The organism is Pseudoalteromonas aquimarina (assembly GCF_049257255.1).
GTDB lineage: Bacteria > Pseudomonadota > Gammaproteobacteria > Enterobacterales > Alteromonadaceae > Pseudoalteromonas.
In genome coordinates, this window is sequence record NZ_JBMMUG010000001.1 from 696,075 (window position 1) to 722,486 (window position 26,412).

Annotated in this window: 24 protein-coding genes; 15 read left to right on the forward strand and 9 right to left on the reverse strand. The window is 39.3% G+C overall.

Annotation, left to right across the window (positions count from 1 at the left end):
- Window positions 1-76 precede the first annotated feature (76 nt).
- Together AAEU29_RS03175 and AAEU29_RS03180 are read left to right on the forward strand one after the other, a co-directional pair.
- Window positions 77-1,246, forward strand: a complete 1,170-nt coding sequence (locus AAEU29_RS03175) for a JmjC domain-containing protein (protein ID WP_421972023.1) — start codon at window positions 77-79, stop codon at window positions 1,244-1,246.
- An 11-nt stretch (window positions 1,247-1,257) separates the two neighbouring features.
- The gene (locus AAEU29_RS03180) at window positions 1,258-1,716 is read left to right on the forward strand and encodes a GNAT family N-acetyltransferase (protein ID WP_372770689.1); all 459 of its coding nucleotides are present in this window, start codon (window positions 1,258-1,260) and stop codon (window positions 1,714-1,716) included.
- Here the strand turns inward: AAEU29_RS03180 and AAEU29_RS03185 are convergent.
- From AAEU29_RS03185 to AAEU29_RS03205, 5 genes are all read right to left on the reverse strand, one after another.
- Window positions 1,700-2,140, reverse strand: coding sequence for a DUF4826 family protein (locus AAEU29_RS03185; RefSeq protein ID WP_421972024.1), 441 nt, complete (start codon window positions 2,138-2,140; stop codon window positions 1,700-1,702). The genes AAEU29_RS03180 and AAEU29_RS03185 overlap by 17 nt on opposite strands.
- 68 nt (window positions 2,141-2,208) lie before the next feature.
- Complete coding sequence (locus AAEU29_RS03190; protein WP_421972025.1) at window positions 2,209-2,739, reverse strand: DUF924 family protein; 531 nt, start codon at window positions 2,737-2,739, stop codon at window positions 2,209-2,211.
- Window positions 2,740-2,816: 77 nt separating this feature from the next.
- Window positions 2,817-4,043, reverse strand: coding sequence for an FtsX-like permease family protein (locus tag AAEU29_RS03195; protein ID WP_421972026.1), 1,227 nt, complete (start codon window positions 4,041-4,043; stop codon window positions 2,817-2,819).
- Window positions 4,040-4,723 (reverse strand): lipoprotein-releasing ABC transporter ATP-binding protein LolD, encoded by a 684-nt coding sequence (gene lolD, locus AAEU29_RS03200; protein WP_421972027.1) that lies wholly within the window; start codon window positions 4,721-4,723, stop codon window positions 4,040-4,042. Before lolD ends, AAEU29_RS03195 begins: the two co-directional genes overlap by 4 nt.
- Window positions 4,716-5,912 carry a lipoprotein-releasing ABC transporter permease subunit gene (locus AAEU29_RS03205; RefSeq protein WP_421972028.1) on the reverse strand — a complete coding sequence of 399 codons (1,197 nt, stop codon included), beginning with the start codon at window positions 5,910-5,912 and terminating at the stop codon, window positions 4,716-4,718. Before AAEU29_RS03205 ends, lolD begins: the two co-directional genes overlap by 8 nt.
- 203 nt (window positions 5,913-6,115) lie before the next feature.
- On the opposite strand from AAEU29_RS03205, the gene AAEU29_RS03210 reads away from it, so the two are divergent.
- The 9 genes from AAEU29_RS03210 (at window position 6,116) to AAEU29_RS03250 (ending at window position 16,863) form a co-directional block, all read left to right on the forward strand.
- Window positions 6,116-7,777 (forward strand): SulP family inorganic anion transporter, encoded by a 1,662-nt coding sequence (locus AAEU29_RS03210; RefSeq protein WP_421972029.1) that lies wholly within the window; start codon window positions 6,116-6,118, stop codon window positions 7,775-7,777.
- A gap of 79 nt (window positions 7,778-7,856) precedes the next feature.
- Window positions 7,857-8,438, forward strand: coding sequence for a PilZ domain-containing protein (locus AAEU29_RS03215; protein ID WP_421972030.1), 582 nt, complete (start codon window positions 7,857-7,859; stop codon window positions 8,436-8,438).
- 60 nt (window positions 8,439-8,498) lie between these two features.
- Window positions 8,499-9,536, forward strand: a complete 1,038-nt coding sequence (locus AAEU29_RS03220) for an agmatine deiminase family protein (RefSeq protein WP_421972031.1) — start codon at window positions 8,499-8,501, stop codon at window positions 9,534-9,536.
- A gap of 2 nt (window positions 9,537-9,538) precedes the next feature.
- Window positions 9,539-10,426: a carbon-nitrogen hydrolase gene (locus AAEU29_RS03225; protein WP_421972032.1), complete on the forward strand. Its 888-nt coding sequence runs from the start codon at window positions 9,539-9,541 to the stop codon at window positions 10,424-10,426.
- An 18-nt stretch (window positions 10,427-10,444) separates the two neighbouring features.
- Window positions 10,445-13,912, forward strand: coding sequence for a transcription-repair coupling factor (gene mfd / locus AAEU29_RS03230; RefSeq protein ID WP_421972033.1), 3,468 nt, complete (start codon window positions 10,445-10,447; stop codon window positions 13,910-13,912).
- Complete coding sequence (locus tag AAEU29_RS03235) at window positions 13,912-14,985, forward strand: CsiV family protein (RefSeq protein ID WP_421972034.1); 1,074 nt, start codon at window positions 13,912-13,914, stop codon at window positions 14,983-14,985. Before mfd ends, AAEU29_RS03235 begins: the two co-directional genes overlap by 1 nt.
- A gap of 9 nt (window positions 14,986-14,994) precedes the next feature.
- Entirely contained in the window at window positions 14,995-15,243 is a 249-nt protein-coding gene (locus AAEU29_RS03240) for a DUF3862 domain-containing protein (RefSeq protein ID WP_421972035.1), read from the forward strand.
- A 98-nt stretch (window positions 15,244-15,341) separates the two neighbouring features.
- Complete coding sequence (locus AAEU29_RS03245) at window positions 15,342-16,286, forward strand: LysR family transcriptional regulator (protein WP_421972036.1); 945 nt, start codon at window positions 15,342-15,344, stop codon at window positions 16,284-16,286.
- Between the two features lie 124 nt (window positions 16,287-16,410).
- Entirely contained in the window at window positions 16,411-16,863 is a 453-nt protein-coding gene (locus AAEU29_RS03250; RefSeq protein WP_421972037.1) for a hypothetical protein, read from the forward strand.
- On the opposite strand, the gene AAEU29_RS03255 is transcribed toward AAEU29_RS03250, so the two are convergent.
- The 4 genes from AAEU29_RS03255 to AAEU29_RS03270 form a co-directional block, all read right to left on the reverse strand.
- Complete coding sequence (locus AAEU29_RS03255) at window positions 16,864-17,964, reverse strand: isocitrate/isopropylmalate family dehydrogenase (protein WP_421972038.1); 1,101 nt, start codon at window positions 17,962-17,964, stop codon at window positions 16,864-16,866.
- Between the two features lie 55 nt (window positions 17,965-18,019).
- Window positions 18,020-19,129 carry a DUF3083 family protein gene (locus AAEU29_RS03260; RefSeq protein WP_421972039.1) on the reverse strand — a complete coding sequence of 370 codons (1,110 nt, stop codon included), beginning with the start codon at window positions 19,127-19,129 and terminating at the stop codon, window positions 18,020-18,022.
- A 238-nt stretch (window positions 19,130-19,367) separates the two neighbouring features.
- Complete coding sequence (locus AAEU29_RS03265; RefSeq protein ID WP_421972040.1) at window positions 19,368-21,956, reverse strand: TonB-dependent receptor; 2,589 nt, start codon at window positions 21,954-21,956, stop codon at window positions 19,368-19,370.
- A 398-nt stretch (window positions 21,957-22,354) separates the two neighbouring features.
- Window positions 22,355-22,747 carry a hypothetical protein gene (locus AAEU29_RS03270; protein WP_421972041.1) on the reverse strand — a complete coding sequence of 131 codons (393 nt, stop codon included), beginning with the start codon at window positions 22,745-22,747 and terminating at the stop codon, window positions 22,355-22,357.
- Window positions 22,748-23,081: 334 nt separating this feature from the next.
- Between AAEU29_RS03270 and ccoN the strand changes: the two genes are divergently transcribed.
- The 4 genes from ccoN to ccoP are packed head-to-tail and all read left to right on the forward strand — an operon-like array spanning window position 23,082 to window position 26,317.
- Window positions 23,082-24,512 carry a cytochrome-c oxidase, cbb3-type subunit I gene (ccoN, locus tag AAEU29_RS03275; protein ID WP_372769776.1) on the forward strand — a complete coding sequence of 477 codons (1,431 nt, stop codon included), beginning with the start codon at window positions 23,082-23,084 and terminating at the stop codon, window positions 24,510-24,512.
- A 10-nt stretch (window positions 24,513-24,522) separates the two neighbouring features.
- On the forward strand, window positions 24,523-25,173 hold the full coding sequence (ccoO, locus tag AAEU29_RS03280) for a cytochrome-c oxidase, cbb3-type subunit II (protein WP_421972042.1): 651 nt from the start codon (window positions 24,523-24,525) through the stop codon (window positions 25,171-25,173).
- 5 nt (window positions 25,174-25,178) lie between these two features.
- Window positions 25,179-25,367, forward strand: coding sequence for a cbb3-type cytochrome oxidase subunit 3 (locus AAEU29_RS03285; RefSeq protein WP_038641407.1), 189 nt, complete (start codon window positions 25,179-25,181; stop codon window positions 25,365-25,367).
- A complete protein-coding gene (gene ccoP, locus AAEU29_RS03290; protein ID WP_421972043.1) occupies window positions 25,364-26,317 on the forward strand; it encodes a cytochrome-c oxidase, cbb3-type subunit III in 954 nt (317 codons plus the stop codon). The genes AAEU29_RS03285 and ccoP overlap by 4 nt, the downstream gene beginning before the upstream one ends.
- Window positions 26,318-26,412: the final 95 nt, after the last annotated feature.

Here is a 26,412-nt window from a genome sequence, read left to right on the forward strand (position 1 = left end):
CGTTTTTACTTGAATAAAAAGCGGAAGGTATTTTAAATATCTTTCGCTTTTTTAATACTAATTTTTAGAGACAGTTATGTATCAGCTCAGCTTTAATATCAAAACGCCAGATGGAATAATTACACTCTCACAGCAAGAGTTTATCAATCAGTATTGGCAAAAAAAACCAGCATTAATTAAGTCAGGTTTTGCTGATTTTGCTGATCCAATAAGTCCTGATGAACTTGCCGGCCTTGCCATGGAAGAATGCATAGAGTCGCGCCTAATTACCAATCACAACAATGAATGGCAAGCGTATCATGGTCCCTTTGGAGACTTTGAGTTACTAACACCCAACAACAGTACCCTGCTTGTTCAAGCGGTAGATCACTGGCATCCAGATGCAGCTCAGTTAATCGAACCTTTTCGTTTTATACCAAACTGGCGAATTGATGATTTGATGATCAGCTTTTCAACGCCTAGCGGTGGTGTTGGCCCGCATTTAGATCAGTACGATGTTTTTATAATACAAGGCCAAGGCAAACGTCATTGGCGTGTTGGCGAATCAACACAAACAGTTAATGAAGTTATTCCATGTAAAGATTTGCTGCAAATCGATGGTTTCGAAGGATGTATTGATGAAGTACTTGAACCAGGTGATATTTTATATATTCCACCGGGCTGCCCACATGAAGGCTATGCAGTAGAAAATGCAATGAACTACTCTGTTGGTTTTAGAGCGCCTAATCAACGCGAACTGTTGTCATCATTTTCAGACTATTTAATCGATAATGATTCGGGTAATAAACGTTATAGCGACCCAACAATACAGCTTCGAAGCAATCCTGGTGAATTTTTACAAAATGAAGTGAATGACGTTAAGGCACAAATGATAAATGCGCTTAATAACGATAACGACTTTAATTTGTGGCTATTGCAAAGTCTCAGTGAAGCTAAACACGACTTAGATTTAGCGCCACTTGAAGATGAATTTGATGAAGATTACGTGCGTGAATTACTAAGCCAAGATATTGAAATTCATCGTTTAGGTGGCCTTCGTTGCTTTTATTTATCAACAGAAGATGCGGTATTATTTGCAGTAAACGGTAACGTATTAACCCTGCCAAATAACTGCTTAGCATGGGTAAAAACACTTTGTGAGAACGTGACTATGACATCCGATCAGATAAAAAGTTCCACAAGTTGTTCACACTTTATACAAAACTTTACTAATCTTTTAAATGAGGGCTATTGGTATTTTGATTAGTTGAGGCATTGATGAGCTTTACATTTAAGCAAGTGACGTGGCGCGAAAAACGCAAAGAATTAAAGCAAGTTAGGGAAAAAGTATTTGTTTATGAATACCATATACCTATTGATGTTGAATTTGATAAATGCGATTTAAACTGTCAGCATTTGCTTGGTATTGATCATCAAGGCAATAGTATTGCTACCGCTCGGATAAACAACCTAGGTGAAATTGGCCGAGTGGCAGTACTTCAAGCGTATCGTACCAATGAGTTTTACAATTTGATGTTTCAGCAGATTGCGCTTTGTGCAAAGCAATTGGGTGCAGAAGAACTGTCGTTTAATTGTAATCTGATAGAAAAAGATAAATTTACACAGTGTGGCTATTCAGCCCGTGGCAATGTGTTTATGGAAGCAGGTATTGCGCGACAACGTTTAGTATGCCCATTGTCGCGCTTTGATCCCAAACCGTTTACGCTGGTACACTAGCCCAAAGTTTGTCGTTGTTGTAAAGATCATACAAACCATGCGCACGGTTTACGAGAAGATTGGCAAAATCAACTTGTGCTTTCTCTCGTACACCTGCATTCATAATTTCTTCTGCTTTGATTTGCCATTGGAATGAAAAATAACGTAATGCATCACGTGCGTTGGTTGCAGCAGTTACTTCAACATGATCCGTTGGTAAATTACCTGAAATTACCCAATAGGTTTTACCCTGCTGGCTTTTAATTTTCCAAATTGCACACATAGGTGCAAGATAACGACTTTCTTTATCTAAAATCGCTTTTGGAAGAATGCCTTTTTCTGCTAAGTGTTTATTTGCACGATCAAGTGTTTCTCGTGTCCATTGATTACGCGCTGCTTCAATTTCAGCTTGCGTTGGTTGTGGTTTTTGTTCTTGGTTTTCCATAATACATCTTTAGAAAATTTCAATTGCCTCACTCTACTGATTCAACAACGGCAAAGCAAGCAGTAACGTTAAAAAGATGAATTAGGTTGTGTCAGAAATGTTAATTCTTGTTCAGTAGACACTCGACCAAGAATTTCATTGCGATGCGGATAGCGACCAAACTGATCAATGATCTTTTTATGAGCTATTTCAAAATCTAAGTTAGGATGTTCAGCATAGAGCGAGAGTGCAACTTCATGAATTTTTATACTTTCACTGTGCATAAAAGGTAAATATAGAAAACCGACCTCCGTTTGTGTGAGCTGCTTATTAAAGCCTTTTTCAATAGCATGCTGAGCTAACACAAGAGCTATCGCGTCTTGACTAAATGCACTTGGGGTGTTGCGATAAATATTTCGAGAAAATTGATCAAGTACTATTATTTCACAAAGCGCACCTTTCGCAGTCACTCGCCAGTGGCTAAGTTCACCTTTACTTGCTGCAATCAATGTTGCTTCAAATTCATTGCGGATGGTTTCATCAAGTGTCGGATTTACACGAAACCAATCTTCACTTTTCAGCTGTTTAAACCAAAAATCATACACTTCTTGCCACTGCATATCGCACCTCATTTTTACTTTATTAAAGCAATAGATGTAGCACACATAGTGCTTTATTTAAACTAATGAGATTACGGCTAATGACCTAGAATCTTAGCAGGATCCGTTTTACTTGCTTTAACGGCAGGATAAATACAGGCAACCACAGCCATGGTAAAAGTAATGACTGTAGTAATAACCAAATCTTTAATGTTAATTTCACTCGGTAAATAATCAATAAAATACACTCCCGAGAGTACATTTTTACCCAGTAATTCACTTAAAAATATATAAATATCACTAATTGTTAATGATAACAAAACACCAAAAGCCAGCCCTAACGCTAAACCTATCGCAGCTTGATGCACACCTTGCAGTAAAAAGCAGCGGATAATTGTGCCATCAGTAGCGCCCATGGTTTTTAATATCGCAATACTGGACTGCTTTTCTTTCACTTCCATAATCAACGTGGACACAATATTAAAACTTGCCACCGCCACAATTAAAAATACGGTGATATACACAATAAGCCGTACCATTTGAATATCTTGGTATAGGTTACCTTGAGAGCGATACCAAGTTTCAATGTAAACCAATTCATCGAGTGATTGCCCAATAGACAAAGCGCTTTGCCTTGCAGCAAACACATCCGCTACTTTAACTTGTAGGCCATCAAATTCAGTATTTGAAAAACGCTTTAATTGCTGCGCTTTTGCTAAAGTAATTTGGCCATAATTCATATCTAATTGACCGCCTAAATTTATCGTACCCACTAGCGTTAAATTGATACGATTAATACTGGCGAGCGATTGTGTACCTGGCTCTGGTAATAACACAGTTACAGTGTCACCTAGGGATAGTGCCAGCTTTTCAGCCAATGCTTTACCTAAAACAACCTCCCCATCGGCTAGATTAATACTGGATTTTGGCGTAATGTATTCAGCACTTTTAGACACTGTTTGCTCAAGTGCTGGATTGATGCCTTTAAGTACAACCCCATGCATTTTGCCTTTGTGAGACACCATTGCGTTTAATTTGATATATGGTGCAACAGCTTTTACTTCGGGATGCGTTAATAAACGCTGTTGATGGTGAGTAAAATTATCAAGCGGTTTTGATGGTGCATAATATTCAATATGCGGTATTACACTGAGTAAGCGGTCTTTTAGGGCAAATTCAAAGCCATTAATCACCGAAAGTGCCAGAATAAGCACGGCAACACCTAACGAAATACCAATGGTTGACGATTTACTAAAAAAACCACTAACGGACTTTTCGCCCTTGCCTCGCCTAAACCCTTTTACCAAATAAACACTTAAACTCATTGGCTTACCAGTTGCCCCTGTTTAATAAACATGGTTTTATCAAGTTTTGCTGCCAACTCTAAATCATGGGTAACCACAATAAATGCCGTGTTATGACTGACTTTTAATTGATTAATGAGCTCGTAAATTTTCTCACCGTTTTCTTTGTCTAAATTCCCTGTTGGTTCATCAGCCAATACTAATGCCGGTTTTGTAATAAGAGCACGTGCAATAGCAACGCGTTGACGTTCACCACCAGAGAGTTGATCTGGTTTATGTGACACACGATGACTTAAACCAACGTTATTTAACATCTCAGTCGCTTGGGTTTTTGCATCCGTTTTAGCAACGCCGCCAATTAACAATGGCAACATCACATTTTCTAGCGCACTAAACTCCATCAATAAGTGATGAAATTGATAAATAAAGCCTATGTGTTTGTTACGAAACTCAGCCTGTTGTTTACGATTAAGCTCTGTGGTATCAACACCTTTGATTTCTATCGTACCTTGATTTGGTTTATCAAGTGTTCCAAGTAAATGCAGCAAGGTACTTTTACCAGAACCAGAACTGCCCACAATCGCTAATGTGGTACCCGCTTCAAGTTCTAAATTAAGGTCATTTAAGATGTCGAGTTGTACTTCGCCATCTTGGTATGATTTAGTTAAATGCTCACATTTAACAACAACGTGATTATTCATAGCGTAATACCTGTGCTGGGGCTAATTTAGCTGCGCGGGTTGCAGGGTAAAAAGTAGCTAAATAACTCATAATAATGCTTAAAGAAAAAATGACAGTAACTTGAAGCCAAGATACATCTACGGGTAATTGCATTCCTGCAATAATTTGAATGCCGATTAGTGCCAGTATTTCATTGATATTGACCGCCATGCTCAAACCAAGCACAACGCCTAATATGCTACCAACTAGCCCGTTATACAGCCCTTGCACCATAAATACTTGTAACACACCACTTGGGGTTAATCCTAAGGTCTGTAATATCGCTATTTCTGATTGTTTTTCAGAAACCATCATTGTAAGTGCAGAGAGAATATTAAAAACCGCTACTAAAATAATTAAACCAAGCAATAAACTCATAATGCGTTTTTCCATTGCTACCGCTGAAAATAACGAGCCTTGGCTGTCTTTCCAATCGCCTACTTTTAGTGGTTGTAATTGAGGCAGCTCAGTTAATAGGGTTTCAAGTTGAAATGGGTCATTAAGATAAACGGCGACTTCATTAAAATCTTTTGGTTTCACTCTATTAAGGCGAAGTAAATCATTGGTGCTAGTTAAAATAACTTGCGAATGAAATGCTGGATTATCAATCAATACAGCAACCGTAAAAAGGCGTTGCGACGGCATGCGACCAACGGGTGTAAATGTAGTAACGCTTGGTAGCATCAAACGCACTTTATCACCTACAGCAACATCTAACTGTGTGGCTAAACGGCGCGTAATTGCAACGGCATATTTGGTGTTGCTGAGTGCTTCAACAATACTTGGATTTAACATATTTTTGAGCGGGTTTTGTTGCTCTTTATCCACGCCATATATTTGTGCTGCAAGTAATTTACTGTTCGAAACAACAAGCCCTTCACTGCTTTTGAATTTCGAAATCGCGTTCACGTTCGCATTGCTACTGAGTGCTTCAATTACCGTGTGTTGATTATCACTATTCAAGGATAAGGTTAAATGGGGAACAATTTGAAGCATGGATTGTTTTAAACGGTTTTCAAAGCCATTCATAACACTAGTTACACAAATAAGCGCAATCATGCCTAAGGTAATACCGGCTATCGAGAAAAAAGAAATAAAAGAGATAAAGCCATTGCCTTTGGCTAATTTCGCATAGCGCATGCCAATAAACAAACTAACTGGCTGAAACATAGATTAATGATTGTTTAATAAGTGTAATTTTCAGGAAGTTTAACACTTCTTAAGGATAATTGTATTTTTTTCTAGTACACGAATTGTTTTGTTACATAACAGATCTGATCAGTACAGTTTTATGCTTTAAATCGCGTCATGCTACTGTAACTTATTGTACAGTCTGGTTAGAATACCGCGTCTGAAAAATTGGGGTAAAACTTTTGATTGAGCGATTTAAGCATTTTCAACTTCGTGGTGACTTATTTGGTGGTGTCACTACAGCAATCATTTCATTACCACTCGCCCTTGCATTTGGTGTTGCCTCTGGAGCAGGCGCTGAAGCAGGTATTTGGGGTGCTATTCTAGTCGGTTTATTTGCAGCCCTTTTTGGCGGTTCTAACTCGCTTATTTCAGAACCTACCGGTCCAATGACCGTTATTATGACTGCTGTGCTTACTGCTATGATGGCTAAGCACCCTGAGCAAGGCATGGCAATGGCTTTTACCGTGGTAATGATGGCCGGTGCTTTTCAGTTTTTACTGGGCTCTTTAAAACTCGGTAAATACGTCACCTTAATGCCATACAGTGTTATTTCAGGCTTTATGTCTGGCATTGGTGTTATCTTAATTATTTTACAACTTGCTCCACTACTTGGTCATAAACCACCGTCTGGCGGAGTTGTTGGTACGTTATCTGAATTACCAAGTTTAATTGCCAACCTTCATTTCTCAGAGCTCTTTTTAGGTCTCGCTACGTTAGCAATATTATTTTACTTTCCTAAAAAGTACCGCAAATATATTCCTGCACAATTAGTTGCATTAATCGCAATTACCTTAGTTTCGGTTATTTTATTTACTGACGAGGGCATTCGTCGGATTGGTGAAATCCCTACTGGCTTACCAAATATGGTATTCCCTACGTTTACCTCTGATCAGTTCGTTACCATGATTATTGAAGCCATGGTACTTGGTACGCTTGGTTGTATCGACACTCTGTTGACTGCGGTTATTTCTGATTCACTTACACGCCAAGAACACGATTCAAACAAAGAATTAAAAGGCCAAGGTATTGCGAACATGATCTCAGGCTTGTTTGGCGCATTACCTGGTGCAGGTGCAACCATGGGCACGGTTGTGAGTATACAAGTAGGCTCTCGCTCCCCTGCTGCTGCAATCATACGCGCGATTATTTTAATGCTAGTTGTACTCGTTGCTGGTAGCTTAATCGAACCAATTCCAATGGCTGTACTTGCGGGTATCGCACTCTATGTTGGTATCTCCATTCTTGATTGGAGCTTTTTACAACGCGCTCACAAAGCAAGCATGCAACAAACAGCAATTATGTATGGTGTAATGTTATTGACCGTCTTTGTAGACTTATTAATTGCTGTAGGCCTTGGTGTATTTATTTCGAATATTATTGTTATTGAACGCTTAAGCCGCGAGCAAGCAAAACATGTAAAAGCAATTAGTGACGCCGACGATGACGATGTACCGCTTAACAATGATGAGCGTGCTATTTTAGATAAAGCGAAAGGAAAAATTCTATTTTTCTATTTATCAGGGCCAATGATTTTCAGTGTATCGAAAGCGATATCTAGGCAGCATACCTCTGTACACAAATATAAAGCGATGATACTCGATTTAAGTGATGTACCAATGATTGATATGACCGTTGGCCTTGCCCTCGAAAACGCGATAAAAGATGCCATTGAAGCGCGCTGTGAAGTTTTCTTATACTGCCCGAATCAAGATGCTAAATATCAGTTAGAACGCCTTGGTATTGATGAGTTAATCGGTAAAGAACGCTTTGTAAATACCCGATTAGATGCACTCAACCAATCATTAGAAGTGGTTGAAAACGTACCTTTTACAGGCAGCTAACTGAAAAATAATAAATTCTTTGCCTGAACTTACGAGTTCAGGCTAAGATATTAAATTATTTAGTCAAACAGCTTACGTTATGTCTTATCTGCTCGAGCAATTTAATCAATACTTTCAAATTGAACACGCGATTAGTGTTAATTTAGAACCAGTCGAAGAAGCTAACTTGCCAAAAGACGATAGCGACATAGATAAAATCATTCCCCCGCTATTTTTACTCGCTAATGAAGTAAATATACTTGAACAAACAGCGCTTAGACCACTTCGTCAACTAGGTGATGTGGCTGAAGATTTAGCGCAGTACCTTAAACTACAATCCCGTAAAATTGATTTGATCCTGTCACATATTTTAGCCAGTGAAAATCAGCAAGAAGACCAACTTGAAACCCATAGTTTTGGTGGCAGTGGTTTTGTACTCCATACAACTGATCAATATCAAGCTAATGCGTTTTATCGTTGTAAATTATTTTTAGCAGATGAAGCCGCAGCAGTATTTTGTTTTGCGCAAGTGGTCGATTCACAAGCTGACGAAGGAAATTTTAAAACTCGCTTTATTTTTAGCCACATCCGAGAGCAAGATCAAGAGCTCATGGTAAGGGCGAGTCTACATGCGCAAGCAAAAGTGTTAAAAAAGAAGCAAACAAAGAAAAACATCAATTAAACACTAATAAATAACGCCACCATTTGATAATATTGGCCAAAATTCCCTTTGTAAAACACTATGAAAACAGTTTTTCCTGCAGAATGGGCACCACAAGATGCCGTTCTTTTGACATGGCCACATAAAGATACTGACTGGGCAAATATATTAGATTCAGTAGAAGTAACCTATGTTGCTATTGCACGTGAAATTTTATCTGAACAAAGCTTAATCATTGTGGCGCATAACGACGCACTTAAAGCACATATTAGCCAGTTATTTATTGATAACAAAGTAGCTACAGATAACCTTCATTTTGTTGTTTGCCCAACTAACGATACTTGGGCACGTGATCATGGCCCTATTTGCACATATAAAGGTGATAGCTTGCATGCGCTTGATTTTACCTTTAATGGTTGGGGTAATAAGTACCAAGCAGATCTTGATAACGCGATAAACCAGCAGCTTTTTAACTCTGTACTTGCGGCGGATGCATCAAGTAGCAAAGTTGAACTGGCACTTGAAGGTGGCGGCATTGAAACTGATGGTAAAGGAACATTACTTACTACCAGTGAGTGTTTGTTAAACGAAAACCGCGAAAACAATCTTTCTAAAGAAGCGCTTGAAGCCAAACTCAGTGAAGTATTAGGTGTTGATCATTTCCTTTGGGTTGATCACGGGTATCTTGCTGGTGACGATACCGATAGTCACATTGATACATTAGTGCGTTTTGCCCCAAATGATACTTTGGTTTATGTTGCCTGTGATGACAGTGATGATGAACACTTTAACGCATTACAAAACATGGCATTGCAATTACAAACGCTTAAAACACCTAGTGGCGATGCATACACTTTACATGCCCTACCTTGGCCAAGTGCAAAATTTAATGATGAAGGTGATCGTTTGCCGGCAACTTATGCCAATTACCTTATTATCAATAACAAAGTGTTAGTTCCTACATATCAAGATGCTAACGACCAAACTGCACTTGATCTTATTGCTAAAGCATATCCAGAGCATCAAGTTGTTGGAATTGACTGTCTGCCATTAATTCACCAATTTGGCAGTTTACATTGTATTACCATGCAATTACCTAACGGTTTTTTACGGAGCTAATCATGTCTCAGACAATTAAAGTTGCTGCGATTCAGCATTCTAATAGCGGTGATTTACAACATAACCAAGATAAAACTGTTCTTGGTATCAAAGAAGCGGCCAAAAATGGCGCTAAGCTAATTGTACTTCAAGAATTACACCGTAGTTTGTATTTTTGCCAAGTAGAAAGCACAGAGTGTTTTGATCTTGCTGAGCCAATTCCAGGGCCAAGCACAGCTCTCTATGGCCAGTTAGCAAAAGAGCTGAATGTTGTTATTGTGACATCACTTTTTGAAAAACGCGCAACCGGTTTATACCATAACACCGCTGTTGTACTTGATACTGACGGCGAAATCGCAGGTACTTATCGTAAAATGCATATTCCTGATGACCCAGGTTTTTATGAGAAGTTTTACTTCACTCCAGGTGATTTGGGTTTTCAACCAATTGAAACATCTATCGGTAAATTAGGCGTATTAGTATGTTGGGATCAATGGTTCCCAGAAGCTGCTCGCTTGATGGCAATGGCAGGCGCAGAATTTTTAATTTACCCAACAGCAATCGGTTGGGATTTAGATGATGAAAAAGCAGAGCAGCAACGCCAACTTGATGCGTGGGTCATCGCTCAGCGCGCTCATGCGGTATCAAATGGTTTGCCTGTTATTGCATGTAACCGTCAAGGTCACGAAGCCGATCCAAGTGGTCAATCTAAGGGGATTCAATTTTGGGGCAACAGTTTTATCACTGGCCCACAAGGTGAAATCCTAGCGCACGCTTCAAATAATGACGATGAAATTCTGTATGCCGATATTGATAAAGCACGTAGCGAATCTGTTCGTCGTATTTGGCCGTATTTACGTGACCGTCGTATCGACCATTACCAAGATCTAACGAAATTATACCGAGATTAATACTAAGGAGTGACATTAATGCAAAGTCAGTGGCTTAACTTACCCTGGGTTAAAACACGTAATGACAAAATTGCCTGGGGCAATTTAGTTGGTTCGGCCCTAAGTTTAGCAATTTCAGATGCAGTACAAAGCCATACTGGATTTAAATTAATTGTCACTCAAAACTCGCAACAAGCTTTAAAACTTGAGGCTGAGCTTTCTTATTTAGTGCCAGATGTCCCAGTCAATTTATTCCCTGACTGGGAAACACTGCCTTATGACCATTTTTCACCCCATCAAGACATTATTTCGCAGCGTTTAAGCCTGCTTAGTCAACTGCGTAATCAGGAAAATGGCGTGCTTATTGTGCCAATTGCCGGCTTGATGTTACGCACTGCGCCATGTGAATTTATTTATGGCAAAGCAATTAAGTACCGCGTTGGTGATACCTTAGATAGTATGACGCTTCGCAGTGCCCTCGAATCGGTTGGCTATATTAATGTGCAACAGGTAATGGCGCATGGTGAATTTGCGATACGTGGGTCAATTATTGATTTATTTCCAATGGGCAGTGATACCCCACTACGCATTGATTTATTCGACGATGAAATTGATTCAATTCGTCAATTTGATCCTGAAACACAACGCTCGCGCGACAACATTCAGGAAATCGATTTATTGCCTGCCCATGAGTTTGGCACAGACGAAGATGATATTGAACGTTTCCGCATCAATTACCGCGAAGCATTTGGTTTAGCACATGAAAAAGGTTCGATTTATTCGCAAGTGAGTCAAGGTAGTTTACCTGCAGGGATTGAATACTACTTACCGCTCTTTTTTGATAATACAGCGACTCTGTTTGACTACTTACCCTCAGATAATGTGATTTTCACATTAGGCGATATTGAACACAGTTGCCGCGAAACCTGGCTTGATATAGAAAAACGTTTTGAAAACCGTAAAGTCGACCCATTACGCCCGCTTTTAGAGCCCAACAAACTCTATCTGAATGTTGAGAATATATTTTCTAAACTCAATGAATCGCCACGCATTGCGCTTTCACAAGGTAAGTTAGGTACCAAGGCAGCGAATCACAACATTGCGCTTCTAGACCTTCCTGATATTCGTGTAAATCATCAACTGAAACAACCGTTTGAGTTAGTGTTAAATTATATTTCAACGCTTAAATCGGATAATCATCGCATTTTATTTAGTGTAGAAAGTGATGGCCGTCGTGAATCATTATTAACATTACTTAAGCCAACCGGTCTTAAACTAGCCGAATTTGATAATCTATCGCACTTTTTGAACAATAACAGTGACGTTGGTCTGATTGTATCGCCACTTGAGCAAAGCATTTCATTACACACTGAAAAGCTCACAATTATTACTGAGCAAGAGTTACTGGGTGTAAAGATTTCTCAGCGTCGTCGCCGTAAACACAAATACGAAGTCAGCCAAGATGCTATTATCCGAAATCTGGCTGAGTTACAAATTGGCCAACCAATTGTTCATTTAGATCATGGTGTTGGTCGCTATCAAGGCCTAGAAACCATTGATGCCGGTGGTGTTACAACTGAATTTGTGACAATTCACTACCTTAATGAAGCAAAGCTCTACGTACCTGTTGCCTCTTTGCATTTACTGTCGCGTTATTCAGGCGGTGATTTAGAAACAGCACCGCTCAATAAGCTCGGCTCTGAAGCCTGGGAAAAAGCCAAGCGTCGCGCTGCGGAAAAAGTCCGCGATGTCGCCGCTGAATTATTAGATATTTACGCTCAGCGTGAAGTAAAACCGGGTTATGCCTTTAATCATGATAGTAAGGCCTACCGTCAATTTGCCGATAGTTTCCCGTTTGAAGAAACCGACGACCAACAAAATGCCATTGGTGCCGTGCTTAACGACATGCAAAAACCGCAAGCGATGGACAGACTTGTGTGCGGTGATGTTGGTTTTGGTAAAACAGAAGTTGCCATGCGCGCCGCTTTTGTGGCGGTAAATGATTCAAAACAAGTTGCTGTATTGGTACCAACCACCCTACTTGCTCAACAACATTTTGAAAACTTTAAAGACCGATTTGCCAACTCTGCTGTTGAAGTTGCTCTGCTGTCTCGTTTTAAAACTGCAAAAGAACAAAAGCAAACCCTTGAAGGCTTAGCTGAAGGCAAAATTGATATTGTTGTTGGTACCCACAAATTACTTCAGCAAGACATTAAATTTGACGATTTAGGACTTCTTATTGTTGATGAAGAGCACCGCTTTGGTGTGCGCCAAAAAGAAAAAATAAAGTCGTTACGAGCAGATGTTGATATTTTAACGCTTACTGCAACACCAATTCCACGTACGCTTAATATGGCGATGAGTGGCATGCGTGATTTATCAATTATTGCAACGCCACCTGCTAAACGTTTGGCAGTTAAAACCTTTGTTCGCCAAAATGATGATGAACTGACAAAAGAAGCCATCATTCGTGAAATTAAGCGCGGTGGTCAAGTTTATTTCTTACACAATAATGTTGAAACTATTGAAAGCTTTGCGAATGATATCGCCGCGTTAGTGCCTGAAGCAAATGTGCAATTTGCGCACGGCCAAATGCGCGAAAAAGAACTCGAATCTTTAATGTCGGATTTTTATCATCAAAAATTCAATGTGCTTGTGTGTACCACAATTATTGAAACTGGTATTGATATTCCAACTGCAAATACCATTTTAATTGATAGAGCTGATCGTTTCGGTCTAGCACAATTACATCAGTTGCGTGGTCGTGTTGGACGAAGCCACCATCAAGCTTACGCCTATTTACTAACACCACATGAAAAGCTAATCAGTAAAGATGCCAAAAAACGCCTTGAAGCTATCTCGTCTTTAGAAGATTTAGGTGCTGGTTTTACCCTAGCAACTCATGATTTAGAGATCCGCGGTGCGGGTGAACTACTCGGGGATGAGCAGAGTGGTCAAATTGAAAGCATCGGCTTTAGCCTCTATATGGAAATGCTCGACCAAGCAGTTGAAGCATTAAAACAAGGTAAAGAGCCAAGCCTTGACAATTTATTGCGTAAACAAAGTGATGTCGACTTAAAAATCCCAGCGCTTATTCCAAATGACTACATTCATGATGTAAACACACGTTTAAGCATGTACAAACGTATCGCAAGTTGTACAGATAAAGATGCAATGGACGAGTTAACAGTTGAATTAATTGACCGATTTGGTTTACTACCTGAAGCATTACAAAATTTGTTTGCAATTCAGCAACTCAAAATTACGGCAGGTGAAATAGGCATTACAAAAATTGATGCCAATATAAAAGGTGGCTATTTTGAATTTAGCCAAGATACTAAGGTTGATCCGAGTTTCATTATCGGGTTGCTGCAATCAAGCCCACAGTTTTATAAAATGGAAGGTGCAAGTAAGTTGCGTTTTATGATTGAAGAAAAGAATAATCAAGAACGCTTAAAACTTGTAACGGCAATGCTTAAAGACTTTGCACAAAAGGTTTTGAAATAATGATAATAAAATACGTTTTGCCATTTACGCTGCTAAGCGCAAGTTTTATGGCAAATGCCAATCTACGTTGGTTTGATATTGAATTGATCTTTTTTGAAAGACAACTTGATAGTGAATTAAAAGAAGACTTATCCGCTGATGATTTTGCTGCAATAGACTACAGCAAAACGAAAGATATCATCGCGGATGCATATCAAGAAATTCAAAAAATTAAATATAAAGAATGTACTGGTGAATTTGACATAACGGTTAATCAGGAAGAAACCTCTTCAATCGGTGAGCAGCGTTTCGAACGCACTGTTACAGAGCCTGAAATGCAAACGCCTGCTGAAGTAATGCCTGAACAAGATGCCCCGACTGAATTTGACGACGAGCAACTAGCTTGTCATAAAGACATCGACATTACAGCACTTGAAACACTCCCGTTAACACCGGAAGCCCTTACTCAAGAGCATACAGACTACATTTACTTGCTTTCAGAAGAACAACTCGAACTGAAAGAAACAGTCGCACGATTAAAACAGCGTGGTTTAAAACCATTATTACACACGGGTTGGCGTCAGCCTGAAAGCAACGTCAGGAATGCAACTCCAATGTACCTTTACGGTGGTAAAAATTTATCTGCTGTTGTTAATAAAACAGAAAAAGCTCAATCATTAGAGCAAATGTTAGAAGAATACACGCAATTCGATACTTCATATGAAATGGATTATGGAATTGATGAATCATCTACTGAAACGCTTCATCAAGCATTACCTGCAATTGATGACGCACCGAAAGAATCAATTTTAGCAAAGCAAACTTGGCAGTTAGAAGGTAAATTCAAAGTGTTTATTCGTCACAATTACCTTAATATCGAAGCTGATTTTGACTTAAATGATTTAACTGAGCAAACTGTAGAGCAATTAAATTTTGAGCAAAATCAAAATGCATTTTCTGCAGAGCAGCTTACTGAAACCGTATTAAAAACAGATCGTTTTTCACAATTTCGCCGTGTGATAAGTTCAGAAATTCATTATTTCGACCATCCAAGGCTCGGTGTGATTATGCAAATTCGACGTTATAACCATTAAGGAATAGCCATGAAAAAACTACTAATCACTGCTGCGGCAATGCTTACACTTACTGCTTGTTCAAAAGTGACTTTAGAAAACTACGAAAAAATCAAAGTAGGTCAGAACAAAGAAGAAGTTGAAGCAATTTTAGGTGGCGCATCAAAATGTGAAGAGAAAACAATGCACACTGATTGTACTTGGGGAAATGATAGCACCAACATTAAAGTTACATTTGTTGGCGGTAAAGTTACTTTGTATTCAGAAAAAGGCCTGTAATCAGACTTTTTTACACAATAAAAAAGCCGAATCTATCGGCTTTTTTTATTTTTCAATACGTTGTACTCTAAATCAAATTTTAGTTTGTACAGTCACTAATGAATATTCGCAATATTGATCTCAATTTACTGGTTTACCTTAACGTTTTACTTGAAGAAAAAAGTGTATCTCGTGCAGCTAATAAACTAGCATTAACACAGCCTACCGTAAGTGCAGCATTAAAAAGATTAAGAGAGTATTTTTCAGACCCGCTATTGGTTAGAACATCTGGTGGTATGCAGCCAACGGAAAAGGCGCTAGCATTAAAACCTCAGATCAGCGAATTTATTCGTTTAAGTGAATCAATTACTCAATCTGACAGCCATTTTGATCCAACATCTGCAACTTACACCTTTAAAATTCTCACTAATGATTACATTGAAAGTTGCTTACTATTTCCTTTTATTGCGAGTACCTCAAGTAGTTACCCTAACCTTAGCTACAACATCACTTCGCCAGGCGATACCCAACTAACTGAACTACAAGAAGGCAGTGTTGACCTTGCAATTAATCGCTTTAAACAAGCACCCACCTCTTTTCATCAAAAACGTTTATGGCGCGATAATTTTCGTGTTGTTTGTCATCAAAATAACCCGTTTGCAACATCACCAACACTCGAGAGCTATTTATCACAGCCACACATTTGGGTAAGTAGAAGTGGTATTACGAGTGAAAACCGTATCTCAAAAGATAGCCATCCGAATAAGCTAGGAGAACTCGATGAAGCGCTATGGCAATTAGAGAAACGCCGCAATATTCAAGTTTTTACACGGCATTTTCAAGCGCAAAAGTTAATTGAACAATCGCCTAATTTACTACTCAGTATTCCAAACAGATTGGCAATATCGAGCTTTCAGACAGATAACTTAGTCACACTGCCGTTGCCATTTCAAATGGTACCGCAAGAAATTTCTATGGTGTGGAGCCCAATAAAACACTACGACCCTGCCCATACATGGTTACGGCAACAACTTAGTGAGTTCGCAACCACGTTAGCGAGTTAAATAACACACTATAGATACTGTCTATAACTACAATTGAATTATTCAATTTTTAAATTGTGATGTTGTTCGATAGTCTTTTTGTTAAGGCAAATGCCTTTTATCAAAAATAACGAGGAACATTACAATGAGTACAGGTCAATTTCATAAGCATCAATTTTTATACATTGAAGAAAACTTATTCAATCAATTAACTAAAACATATCATTTAGAAAACCCTGAATGCCAAGCTCAATTTATTGAAAATTATATTAAATTATTAAAAGAGTTTGGTGGACAAATCAGAAAAACAATCAATGAAACAAATACTCAAACGATTGGTAATGAAAGCCTATGTGAACTAGCGAGTATTTCAACACCATTAATTACTGAGCGTTTATTAACAGGTGAAACACTTGAAATTAAAGATAAATACAGCTGCCCTACACCAACACTTGTTTTTGCTGCATTTATCGCTGCTTCTGGTACTGCACAAGTGGTAGATACATCGCAAGTGCCAACCAAACTTGCCACTATTTTCCAGCAATGTGTCAATTACTTACGCCCATTTTATCAAGCTCAACTTAAGTTATCGGCTTAATTAAAGCACCAATGTTTCTTGAAACTGCTTAAAGGATATCGGTTTATCCTTTAAGCTTTTTTCTACCTCAAACAAAGCCTTAGAAAGGCACCTTGCAGCCTCGTCACACTTTAAATGATAAAACAGCGAAACAACCGCATTGAGTAAAGCGACGGGTGTTATTTCATCTTGCCCCACAAGCGCGTGAAGCGGGCCATGTTTTGGCTCAACAATACAAATATTATTGCCATAGTTAGTTTGGCTCACCTTGTTAATCAAGCCTAAACTTCCCGTAAAATACTCATTTAGAATGGTTGCTAGATAATTTGCACACACAAAAATGGTATCTTCTGATGCTGTGTTTTGATGGCTAAAAAATTGCAACAAAGAACACACATCAATCGCAATATCATCTACGTATTTTGGCAATGTTTCACTGTCATCATTTGCACTTTGGCTATTGAGTGATGCCAACGCCCAGCGCACCACACTGCCCTCTGAAATCGGTAAACTATTGGCATGATGGACTATAATTATTTTTTTAACATTTCTTGATTTTGCAAGCGCAATCGCAGATTTTAGAAGCTGTTCAATGCTATTTTGTGACAAATACTTGAGCGCCATAACACTTTGCTCGGCTAGCGCTACTTTATTTACACCAAGTTCATCTTTTAAGAAATTAGCAAGTAGCTTGCCGTCGAACGATGCTGTTTGCCATTCAAGTTTTACAGGTAAATCTTCGCTATTATCTCGCAGCACATAAATATCATTTTGATTATTGGTTTGATAGCGGGTGTAAGATGTTTTAAGGCCAAGTTCATGGCGTAACGCAACGTTTAGAGATTTAAAGCCATAGCCAATAGGTGCAGTAATAGGCCCAATCAACGCACATTTTTGTTGCTCAATAGTATTGAGGGTGTGTTCTGGAAACCAATCCCCTTGATATTCAAAAGCCGCTTTTTCACCACACAACACAGCTAACCATTCAATTTTCCTGTTGCCGTGATAACAATTAAACATCACCTTGTCGGCAATTTTACGGGCATAGTTGATAAGTTCTGGACCTACACCGTCGCCTTCAACATAGGGTACTGTGTAGTTTAATGTGGTGCTGTTTGTCATAGTGTAATTTATTGCTCTTTTTGATTTACACTATGACAAATTAACAGCCTGTGATTCAAGCTTTATAGCTAAAGTGTTGGTAAAACCTTAGTAGCATAGCTTGGTCATGCTCTGTAAGTTGTAATTTTTGACCTAGTTTATCGAGTAATTTGATTACTTTATTTATGTAAACCGCATAGCCAGATTTAACCGACGTCGATTCAGGCATATAAAACACAATATGAGCTGCACTATTAGTGTATTCATCTTCAATAATTTGAATCACTTCATGCTCAGTGTTGCCAAAATTTAAACTCACCAATTCACCTTTTTGATTCGCACTGCCAGTGACAAAATTCGATTTAACAACTGGATAACGATTTGATGCAACGTAAGCTAAATGATTAATACCAACTTCTTGTGCAAGCTGAATAAGCAGATGCGAAATCTCCGCATGCATTTGGCTCACTTCATAGTTTTGGCTCAACACCTTTTCATTTAACAGTTCGCTAAAATTTGCTTTTACAACAATAAACGCTTTGCTATTTCGCTCTTCTGGTAGCATTAAACCTGAACTTTCATAGCGCTTTTCAATCACTCGAAAACCATGGGCTTTTGATTGTGTTGCAGATGAATGCTTTTCTAAAGTAAAGCTAATATGCTGATGATCTTGTAATTTGATGCCATCAATAAAATTAAACGACAGTTTAATTTCAGATACTAAGTTAACTACTTTCTGATGAAATAATGCCGCATTTTCACGCAGGTTATTGCCTGTTGCAAAACACACTAAACGAATTGATTTAAGTGATTCGGTGCCTTCTGGGCAAATGCCAATGACCCCTTTGCTCTTTTCAGGGTTGTAATAAACAATGTGCTGCTCTTGGGTGGTGTTAATCTCATTATCCACACCATAGCGTACTCGGATAAATTTATTCGAAGCAACTAACGCGACAAAGTCGATATCATGCTGTGCAATAATACGACGTACTTTGTTTAGTAATAAACTTAGTAGTTCTTTTGGCGTGGGATTAAGTGTTTTGTCAGAAAGCTGTGCGATTAAATTATCGTTTACTGCAAGTTCAGCGATAATGTATTGGTTGTCCCTTGCATCAGCCGGTACATACACGCGGTTATCTTGCTGTTTAATACGACTGATTAAATTTCTATTCCTGATGATACCCATTTACTTTCAACTCAGTTAACAATTTGCCGAGAGAATAGAATGAATGGGTGACAATTACTTTTCAGAACTATGACGCTTTAATGAAACAACTTAATTACTTAAATTAAAAGCGCTAAACACTCCTGTTTATCTTTTTTAAATCGACTGAATTGACATTAATATGACATTTAAGTGTCAATTTATTTAATGCAAAAAAAAACCGCACCAAAAGGCGCGGTTTTATACTGGTTAAATGTTATTAGAATTTAACATTAACGCCAGCGTAGAAATAACGACCTAATACATCGTATGTGTATGGGTCAGTATTTGAATCGTTGTTACCTGAATAGTATGGCGGTTGCTTATCAAATAAGTTATTGATACCCGCAGATACTTTTACAGTTTCTGATACGTGATATGCACCACCGATATCATGATACACAACAGAGCCTGTGCTTGGTGCGTAACATTTAGCTGGGTTATCTAGACATGAATAGCTGTCCATACCTGAGATGTAACGTGCTTTATAGTTAGCATCCCACGCATCACCTTTAACAGAAACAGATAGGTTTGATTTGATATCAGCATAACCACCTGAACCAGATGTGATTAAGCCAACATAATCTACTGTTTCATCAGTTAATGTAACTGTTGTTTCCATTAGGTAAGTTGTATCTAGTGCAGTGCGCCAATCTAAACCAAGTGCTTCAAATGAGTATGCTAAGTTTAAGTCAATGCCTTTCGCAGTTTCAGCACCAATGTTTTGTAATTGGTTGTTGAATGAAATACGACGAGAGTTATCCATTGAGATATCAGCAGATTTACAAAGCGCAGAATCTGTATTGATTGGTGTACCCGCAGCATCTAAACAGTTATCAACAATGTACTGGTTATCTACAGTTGCAATTGAGTTTTCAATTGAAATATCGTAGTAGTCAACCGTCATTGAAGCGCCATCTAACCAGCTTGGCTCATATACGAAACCAACTGTTAGTGTTTCAGCTTCTTCAGGTGTTAATGCTGCATTACCGCCAACAGTTACTTCTGCTTGATCCTGACCTACTGGGTGAGATACTTGGTTAAACGAAGGTGATTTACCACCGTATAGCTCATCAACCGTTGGTGCACGGAATGCAGTAGACGCTACACCACGGAACATGATGTCGCTGTTCACTTTCCAAGTAAAACCAAGCTTCCATGTTGCATCGCTACCGAATGTTGAGTAGTCAAATGCACGGATAGCAGCGCTAAGCTCTAGGTTTTCAGCAAATGCTTTGTCTGCAAGCACTGGGATAGCAAGTTCAACAAACGCTTCGTTTACATCGTAACGGCCTTCAGTTGGTTCAACTTTAGGGTCGTTAGCAAGACCTTGTGCAGTTAGTGAATCAGGAATGTACCAAGCTTTTTCAGAACGGTGTTCAACGCCTGCTGCAAAACCTAAGTAACCTGCTGGTAACTCAAATAACTCACCTGCAAGAGAACCACTAAACATTAACATTTGGCTGCCGCCAGTGTTTTGCTCAGTGTACAGGTAACCTTGCATGTTGTCGTATTGCCATGAAGTTTGATCAAGCGGGTTAAATATACCTAGCTCGATATCTTCTTGGATTGAACCCATGTTATGAAGATTTGATAAACGGTCAACAGAATCGTTACGACCAAAGTTTAATGCCGCATCCCATGACCAATCATTTGATAGAATACCTTCAGCACCGATTACAACACGCACTGTATCAACAACTTGTGAGAAGTCACGTGTACCTGTATCGCTCATACGACGACCGTATGAAATCTCGTCACCGTAGTTAACGCCATGTTCAACTAGTGAATCACCCATCCAATCTTGGTAAGTGAAATCGAACCATACTGGCTGTGGTGCCATTTGTTGCTCAGACCAACGCTTTGAATACATTGATTCTGCAAATAGAGTTGTGTTATCTGTTAGCTCGTAAGTACCTAAACCAGAAAGGTTAAGACGCTGCATTGGTGTGAATAGGTAGCTATCTTTCGAGTAGTTATATTTATCTTGATCACCAAAGTCATGCCAAGAGTTGTCTGGGTTACCTTGCAGTGACTCATCACCTGACCAAATGTGGCCGTAAGGTGTGTAGCTTGAACCACCACAGTAAAGCTCTACATTACCTGCGTCGTTTTTACGCTCTGAAACTGGGCAAGAAGAGAAACCACGGTCTGCTTGAGACGCTTCACCACGATCCATGTATTGTACGCCAAGTACAATGTTACCTTTATCGAATGAAGTACCAACAGTAAAATCTACTGAGCTCTCTTCAGCATCGCCTTCACCTGAAATACCCGTTTGAGCATTCATGTCTAGGCCCTCAAAATCCTTTCTAAGAATGATGTTTACAACACCTGCAACTGCGTCAGTACCATATACTGCTGATGCACCGTCTTTAAGAACTTCAACACGTTGGATCATCGATACCGGAATGGTGTTTAAGTCTACAGTTGACGCAGCACCAGTACCTGAGTTGATCATACGACGGCCGTTTACTAGTACTAGCGTACGCTGTGAGCCTAAACCACGTAGGTTCATGCTTGCATTACCACCAGAGCCATTATTAATGCCTGGGTTTACCATCGCACCGCCAGCAGCAGTCATATCTTGTAAAATTGAATCAATTGATGTCGCACCTGAAGCACGAATTTCCTCTGCACCAATTACTGTTACTGGGCTTGCCGTCTCCATATCGGCACGCTTAATACGAGAACCTGTTACTTCGATGCGCTCTACGGCGTCTGCTGAGGTTTCTGCTGCGATTGCATTTGTTGCTGAAAACAACGGTAACGCGGTAGCAATTGCTAAACCCAATTTAGTTTTATTCATAATAAACCTTTATTAGTTGTCTAACCCGATTAGTTGAAAACACATCAACTAAAGCGAATAACTTGTTGCATTACCCGTTCTAAGAAAGTGACTTTATGTTTCTTGTATAACGCGAGAAACGTGGCTTCGGATAAAAAACCAAGGAGAAATCTTACAACGGACGCTGCAAACTAGGCTTCTGAAAATGAACGAAAACTGAATGAGTGTTCAGCTTTTATTCAGGCACAAAAAATGGCGCTTAGATTGCGCCATTTGTTATTTATTTATTAACAGCAGTAACATATTTAATTTCTTACTATCAATAACTTATATTTATCACTGAACTTTCTATTGATACTCGTTTTCGTGCGTTACTAGATGTAATCAATTGTAATCACGCTACAACTGTAGATGCTCGGTTAAGTATTTGTTACTACAAAGTTGAGAGTGGCAATTTTGCCCTCTTGAGAGCCATTTTTGCGGTAATGTAAATAAATACGCCATACCATTTCATTTTTACTGCACACGCCAACCATGCCGCTAGCAGTGTATTGCTTGTGCTTAGTACGAGAAAAAAACAATGGGATTTTCCCCATATACATGTCTACACCTTCAATATAAGCATCGATTATTTCAACTTCATTATTTGGGCTAAAAACGATACTAAATTCAGTTTCTGGTGTTACAGATTCATCTTTAATTGTTAACAAAGATGAAGACTGCTGCTCTGATAACTTAGTTAAATCTTTACTATTTATATCATCGCAAGCGCTAATAATTATTACTGCTAAAATAACTAGAAATAACCGCATCTATTACTCTTTTATTGGGCGTGTATAAACATTGGTCGCGAATTTAGACTAAATTTGCACAAAAATAAATCACACTCACTGAGAATATTTGATTGAGGTCATAATTTTGGGCAAATGCGCTATCTTTTTAAAAGCAAAAATTTTATCATTTCTCATGCAAAAAAAGGGTTTTACCGGGTTGGTTTTCTTGCTAACTCAAACTCAGACATCATTTGATGGCAAAAGTTCGAGTAAGTAAGGTAACGAATTTGGTAAATTTTTAGAGGCCCCATTTCTTTAATTAGAATTGGGAAATTCATTTCTTAATGCAATTTATTGCAGCGGAAACCGGAAAATGAGCCAAACAACAGTAGCATCACAAACAGAATACAACTATAAAGTTGTACGCCAATTCGCCATTATGACGGTGATTTGGGGCATTGTTGGCATGGGTGCAGGGGTTTTCATCGCAGCTCAGCTAGTATGGCCTGCGTTAAACTTCGACATTCCATGGTTAACTTACTCTCGTCTACGTCCGTTACATACGAACGCAGTTATTTTCGCATTTGGTACAAGTGCACTATTTGCAACGTCTTACTACGTTGTACAGCGTACATGTCAAACGCGTTTATTCTCAGATAAGCTTGCATCTTTCACCTTCTGGGGCTGGCAGCTTATTATTGTTCTAGCAGCAATTACACTTCCTCTTGGTTTTACAAGTGGTAAAGAATACGCTGAGCTAGAGTGGCCAATCGACATCCTAATTACGGTTGTTTGGGTTGCTTATGCGGTTGTATTCTTTGGTACATTAATCAAGCGTAAAGTGTCGCATATTTATGTTGCTAACTGGTTCTATGGTGGTTTCATTATCACTGTTGCTGTTCTTCACATTGTTAACAGCATGGCAATTCCAGTTTCATTAACTAAATCATACTCAATCTACGCGGGTGCAGTAGATGCAATGGTTCAGTGGTGGTATGGTCACAACGCGGTAGGTTTCCTTCTTACTGCAGGTTTCTTAGGTATGATGTATTATTTCGTTCCTAAGCAAGCGGGTCGTCCAGTTTACTCTTACCGTTTATCAGTAGTTCACTTCTGGGCTCTTGTTTCTCTTTATATTTGGGCAGGTCCTCACCACTTACATTACACAGCACTTCCTGACTGGACTCAGTCTTTAGGTATGGTAATGTCAGTAATTCTATTTGTTCCATCTTGGGGTGGTATGATCAACGGTATCATGACACTTTCTGGCGCATGGCATAAGCTTCGCCACGACCCAATCCTTCGCTTCTTAGTTGTTTCACTATCGTTCTACGGTATGTCAACGTTCGAAGGTCCAATGATGGCGATTAAATCAGTAAACGCATTATCTCACTACACTGACTGGACTGTAGGTCACGTACACTCAGGTGCATTAGGTTGGGTAGCAATGGTATCAATCGGTGCGGTTTACCACTTAATCCCTAACCTATTTGGTCAGGCTCGTATGTACAGCACTAAACTAATTAACACACACTTCTGGTTACACACAGTGGGTGTTGTTCTGTACATCGTAGCAATGTGGATTTCTGGTGTTATGCAAGGTCTAATGTGGCGTGCAGTTAACTCTGACGGTACATTAATGTACAGCTTTGTTCAGTCACTAGAAGCGTCTTACCCATTCTACTTCATGCGCTTTGTAGGCGGTGTATTCATCGTTGTTGGTATGCTAATCATGTTATACAACGTTGTTAAAACTGTTGCAGCTGAAAAAGGTGCATTACAAGCTGAAGCTCAGCCTGCGTAAGGAGTAATGTATGAGTCAGAATAATTCACAAAATAAACACGAGATTGTTGAAAAGAACGTTGGCCTTATGGCTATCCTGACTGTTTTCGCAATCAGCTTTGGTGCACTTGTGGAAATTACGCCACTAATGTTCCAAAAAGACACTACTGAGCCTGTAGATGGTCTACGCCCACTAACTGCGTTAGAAATGGAAGGTCGTGACATTTATGTGCGTGAAGGTTGTTACAACTGTCACTCACAAATGATTCGTCCTTTCCGTGACGAAGTTGAGCGTTACGGTCACTACTCTGTTGCTGGTGAAAGTGTGTGGGATCACCCATTCCAGTGGGGTTCTAAGCGTACTGGTCCAGATCTAGCTCGTGTAGGTGGTCGTTACTCAGATGATTGGCACTATGCGCACTTGGTAAACCCACGTGACGTAGTTCCAGAGTCAAACATGCCAGGTTACCCTTGGTTAGCGAAAAACGAAGTTAATACCACGCACACACTTAAAAAACTGCAAGTGTTCCGTGATAACTTCGGCATTAACCAAGAAGCGTATCCAGGTCGTGGTTACGGTAGTGATGCAGAACTACAAGCTGATGTTGATTCCATTAAAGGCAAAACTGAAATGGAAGCGCTTATTGCGTATCTTCAACAGCTTGGTACTCACTTGAAGTAACCAGCATGGATTACGGCACATTCAGAGGCATATTTACTCTGGTATTATTAGTACTTTTTATTGCCATTGTACTGTGGGCTTACAGCAAACGTTCTAAAAAGAACTTTGATGAAGCAGCAAACGCGATTTTCGAAGACGAAAACGTACATAACAATACAGTTGGCGAAAAGGAAAAAAAGGAGTCTGAGAAATGACTACGTTTTGGAGCATTTGGGTTATTGTATTAACCATAGCATGCTTAGCAATCTGCTTCGGACTACTAGTTTGGAACTTAAAGAACTACGTAGGCGTTGAAGAAAATGAAACATGTGGCCATGAGTTTGATGGCATCGAAGAAATTAACAACCCACTTCCAAAGTGGTGGACAATTATGTTCTTCGCTACTTTCGCATGGGGTGTGGTATACCTAATTCTTTACCCTGGTATGGGTAACTTTGAAGGTATCTCTAAGTGGACAAGTTCAAACCAAGGCATCAAGTCAATTGCAGAATCAAAACAAGCTGTAATTGATAGCGAAGCTGCAGGTAAACGTGTTCAACTTGACCAAGAAATCCGTAATGCGGATGAGCGTTTTGGTCCTGTTTTCCAACAATTCGCACAGCAAGATATTAAAGACCTTGCTGCTAATGAAGAAGCGTTAGAAATCGGTCAGCGTTTATTCTCGCAAAACTGTGCTCAGTGTCACGGTTCAGATGCACGTGGTGGCCAAGGCTTCCCTAATCTGACTGACAATGACTGGTTATACGGTGGTTCACCTGAAGCAATCAAGCAAACACTACTACACGGCCGTGTAGCAGCAATGCCAGCTTGGATTGACGCGCTAGGTGAAGATGGCGTTAACGAAGTAACAGCTTATGTACTTAGCCTATCAGGCCGTACTGTAAACCAAAAAGATGCCGCAGCTGGTCAAGCTAAGTTTGCAATGTGTGCAGCGTGTCACGGTATGGACGGTAAAGGTAACTACGCATTTGGTGCTCCTAACCTAACAGATAATGTTTGGTTATACGGTGGTTCACAACGTGCAGTTAAAGAAACTATCACTAACGGTCGTGCCGGTGTAATGCCAGCATGGAAAGACATCCTTGGTGAAGATAAAGTACATATCCTAACAGCATACGTATACAGCTTATCTCAAGATAAGTAATTGATTAGTGAATCTTAACGAGTTATTTAATCAAATTTTATAAACACGTTAAGAGTACGAATCTAGATCAAAAAAGCTCCCATTTGGGAGCTTTT

Excerpts from the sequence above, each read along its gene's own strand:
- AAEU29_RS03215 (WP_421972030.1), top strand. The coding sequence starts at position 7,857 with ATGTCTTATCTGCTCGAGCAATTTAATCAATACTTTCAAATTGAACAC.
- AAEU29_RS03180 (WP_372770689.1), top strand. The coding sequence starts at position 1,258 with ATGAGCTTTACATTTAAGCAAGTGACGTGGCGCGAAAAACGCAAAGAA.
- AAEU29_RS03265 (WP_421972040.1), bottom strand. The coding sequence starts at position 21,956 with ATGAATAAAACTAAATTGGGTTTAGCAATTGCTACCGCGTTACCGTTG.
- ccoO (WP_421972042.1), top strand. The coding sequence starts at position 24,523 with ATGAGTCAGAATAATTCACAAAATAAACACGAGATTGTTGAAAAGAAC.
- AAEU29_RS03250 (WP_421972037.1), top strand. The coding sequence starts at position 16,411 with ATGAGTACAGGTCAATTTCATAAGCATCAATTTTTATACATTGAAGAA.
- AAEU29_RS03205 (WP_421972028.1), bottom strand. The coding sequence starts at position 5,912 with ATGTTTCAGCCAGTTAGTTTGTTTATTGGCATGCGCTATGCGAAATTA.
- ccoN (WP_372769776.1), top strand. The coding sequence starts at position 23,082 with ATGAGCCAAACAACAGTAGCATCACAAACAGAATACAACTATAAAGTT.
- AAEU29_RS03260 (WP_421972039.1), bottom strand. The coding sequence starts at position 19,129 with ATGGGTATCATCAGGAATAGAAATTTAATCAGTCGTATTAAACAGCAA.
- ccoP (WP_421972043.1), top strand. The coding sequence starts at position 25,364 with ATGACTACGTTTTGGAGCATTTGGGTTATTGTATTAACCATAGCATGC.
- mfd (WP_421972033.1), top strand. The coding sequence starts at position 10,445 with ATGCAAAGTCAGTGGCTTAACTTACCCTGGGTTAAAACACGTAATGAC.
- AAEU29_RS03175 (WP_421972023.1), top strand. The coding sequence starts at position 77 with ATGTATCAGCTCAGCTTTAATATCAAAACGCCAGATGGAATAATTACA.
- lolD (WP_421972027.1), bottom strand. The coding sequence starts at position 4,723 with ATGAATAATCACGTTGTTGTTAAATGTGAGCATTTAACTAAATCATAC.
- AAEU29_RS03220 (WP_421972031.1), top strand. The coding sequence starts at position 8,499 with ATGAAAACAGTTTTTCCTGCAGAATGGGCACCACAAGATGCCGTTCTT.
- AAEU29_RS03240 (WP_421972035.1), top strand. The coding sequence starts at position 14,995 with ATGAAAAAACTACTAATCACTGCTGCGGCAATGCTTACACTTACTGCT.
- AAEU29_RS03255 (WP_421972038.1), bottom strand. The coding sequence starts at position 17,964 with ATGACAAACAGCACCACATTAAACTACACAGTACCCTATGTTGAAGGC.
- AAEU29_RS03235 (WP_421972034.1), top strand. The coding sequence starts at position 13,912 with ATGATAATAAAATACGTTTTGCCATTTACGCTGCTAAGCGCAAGTTTT.
- AAEU29_RS03285 (WP_038641407.1), top strand. The coding sequence starts at position 25,179 with ATGGATTACGGCACATTCAGAGGCATATTTACTCTGGTATTATTAGTA.
- AAEU29_RS03195 (WP_421972026.1), bottom strand. The coding sequence starts at position 4,043 with ATGAGTTTAAGTGTTTATTTGGTAAAAGGGTTTAGGCGAGGCAAGGGC.
- AAEU29_RS03190 (WP_421972025.1), bottom strand. The coding sequence starts at position 2,739 with ATGCAGTGGCAAGAAGTGTATGATTTTTGGTTTAAACAGCTGAAAAGT.
- AAEU29_RS03225 (WP_421972032.1), top strand. The coding sequence starts at position 9,539 with ATGTCTCAGACAATTAAAGTTGCTGCGATTCAGCATTCTAATAGCGGT.
- AAEU29_RS03185 (WP_421972024.1), bottom strand. The coding sequence starts at position 2,140 with ATGGAAAACCAAGAACAAAAACCACAACCAACGCAAGCTGAAATTGAA.
- AAEU29_RS03245 (WP_421972036.1), top strand. The coding sequence starts at position 15,342 with ATGAATATTCGCAATATTGATCTCAATTTACTGGTTTACCTTAACGTT.
- AAEU29_RS03270 (WP_421972041.1), bottom strand. The coding sequence starts at position 22,747 with ATGCGGTTATTTCTAGTTATTTTAGCAGTAATAATTATTAGCGCTTGC.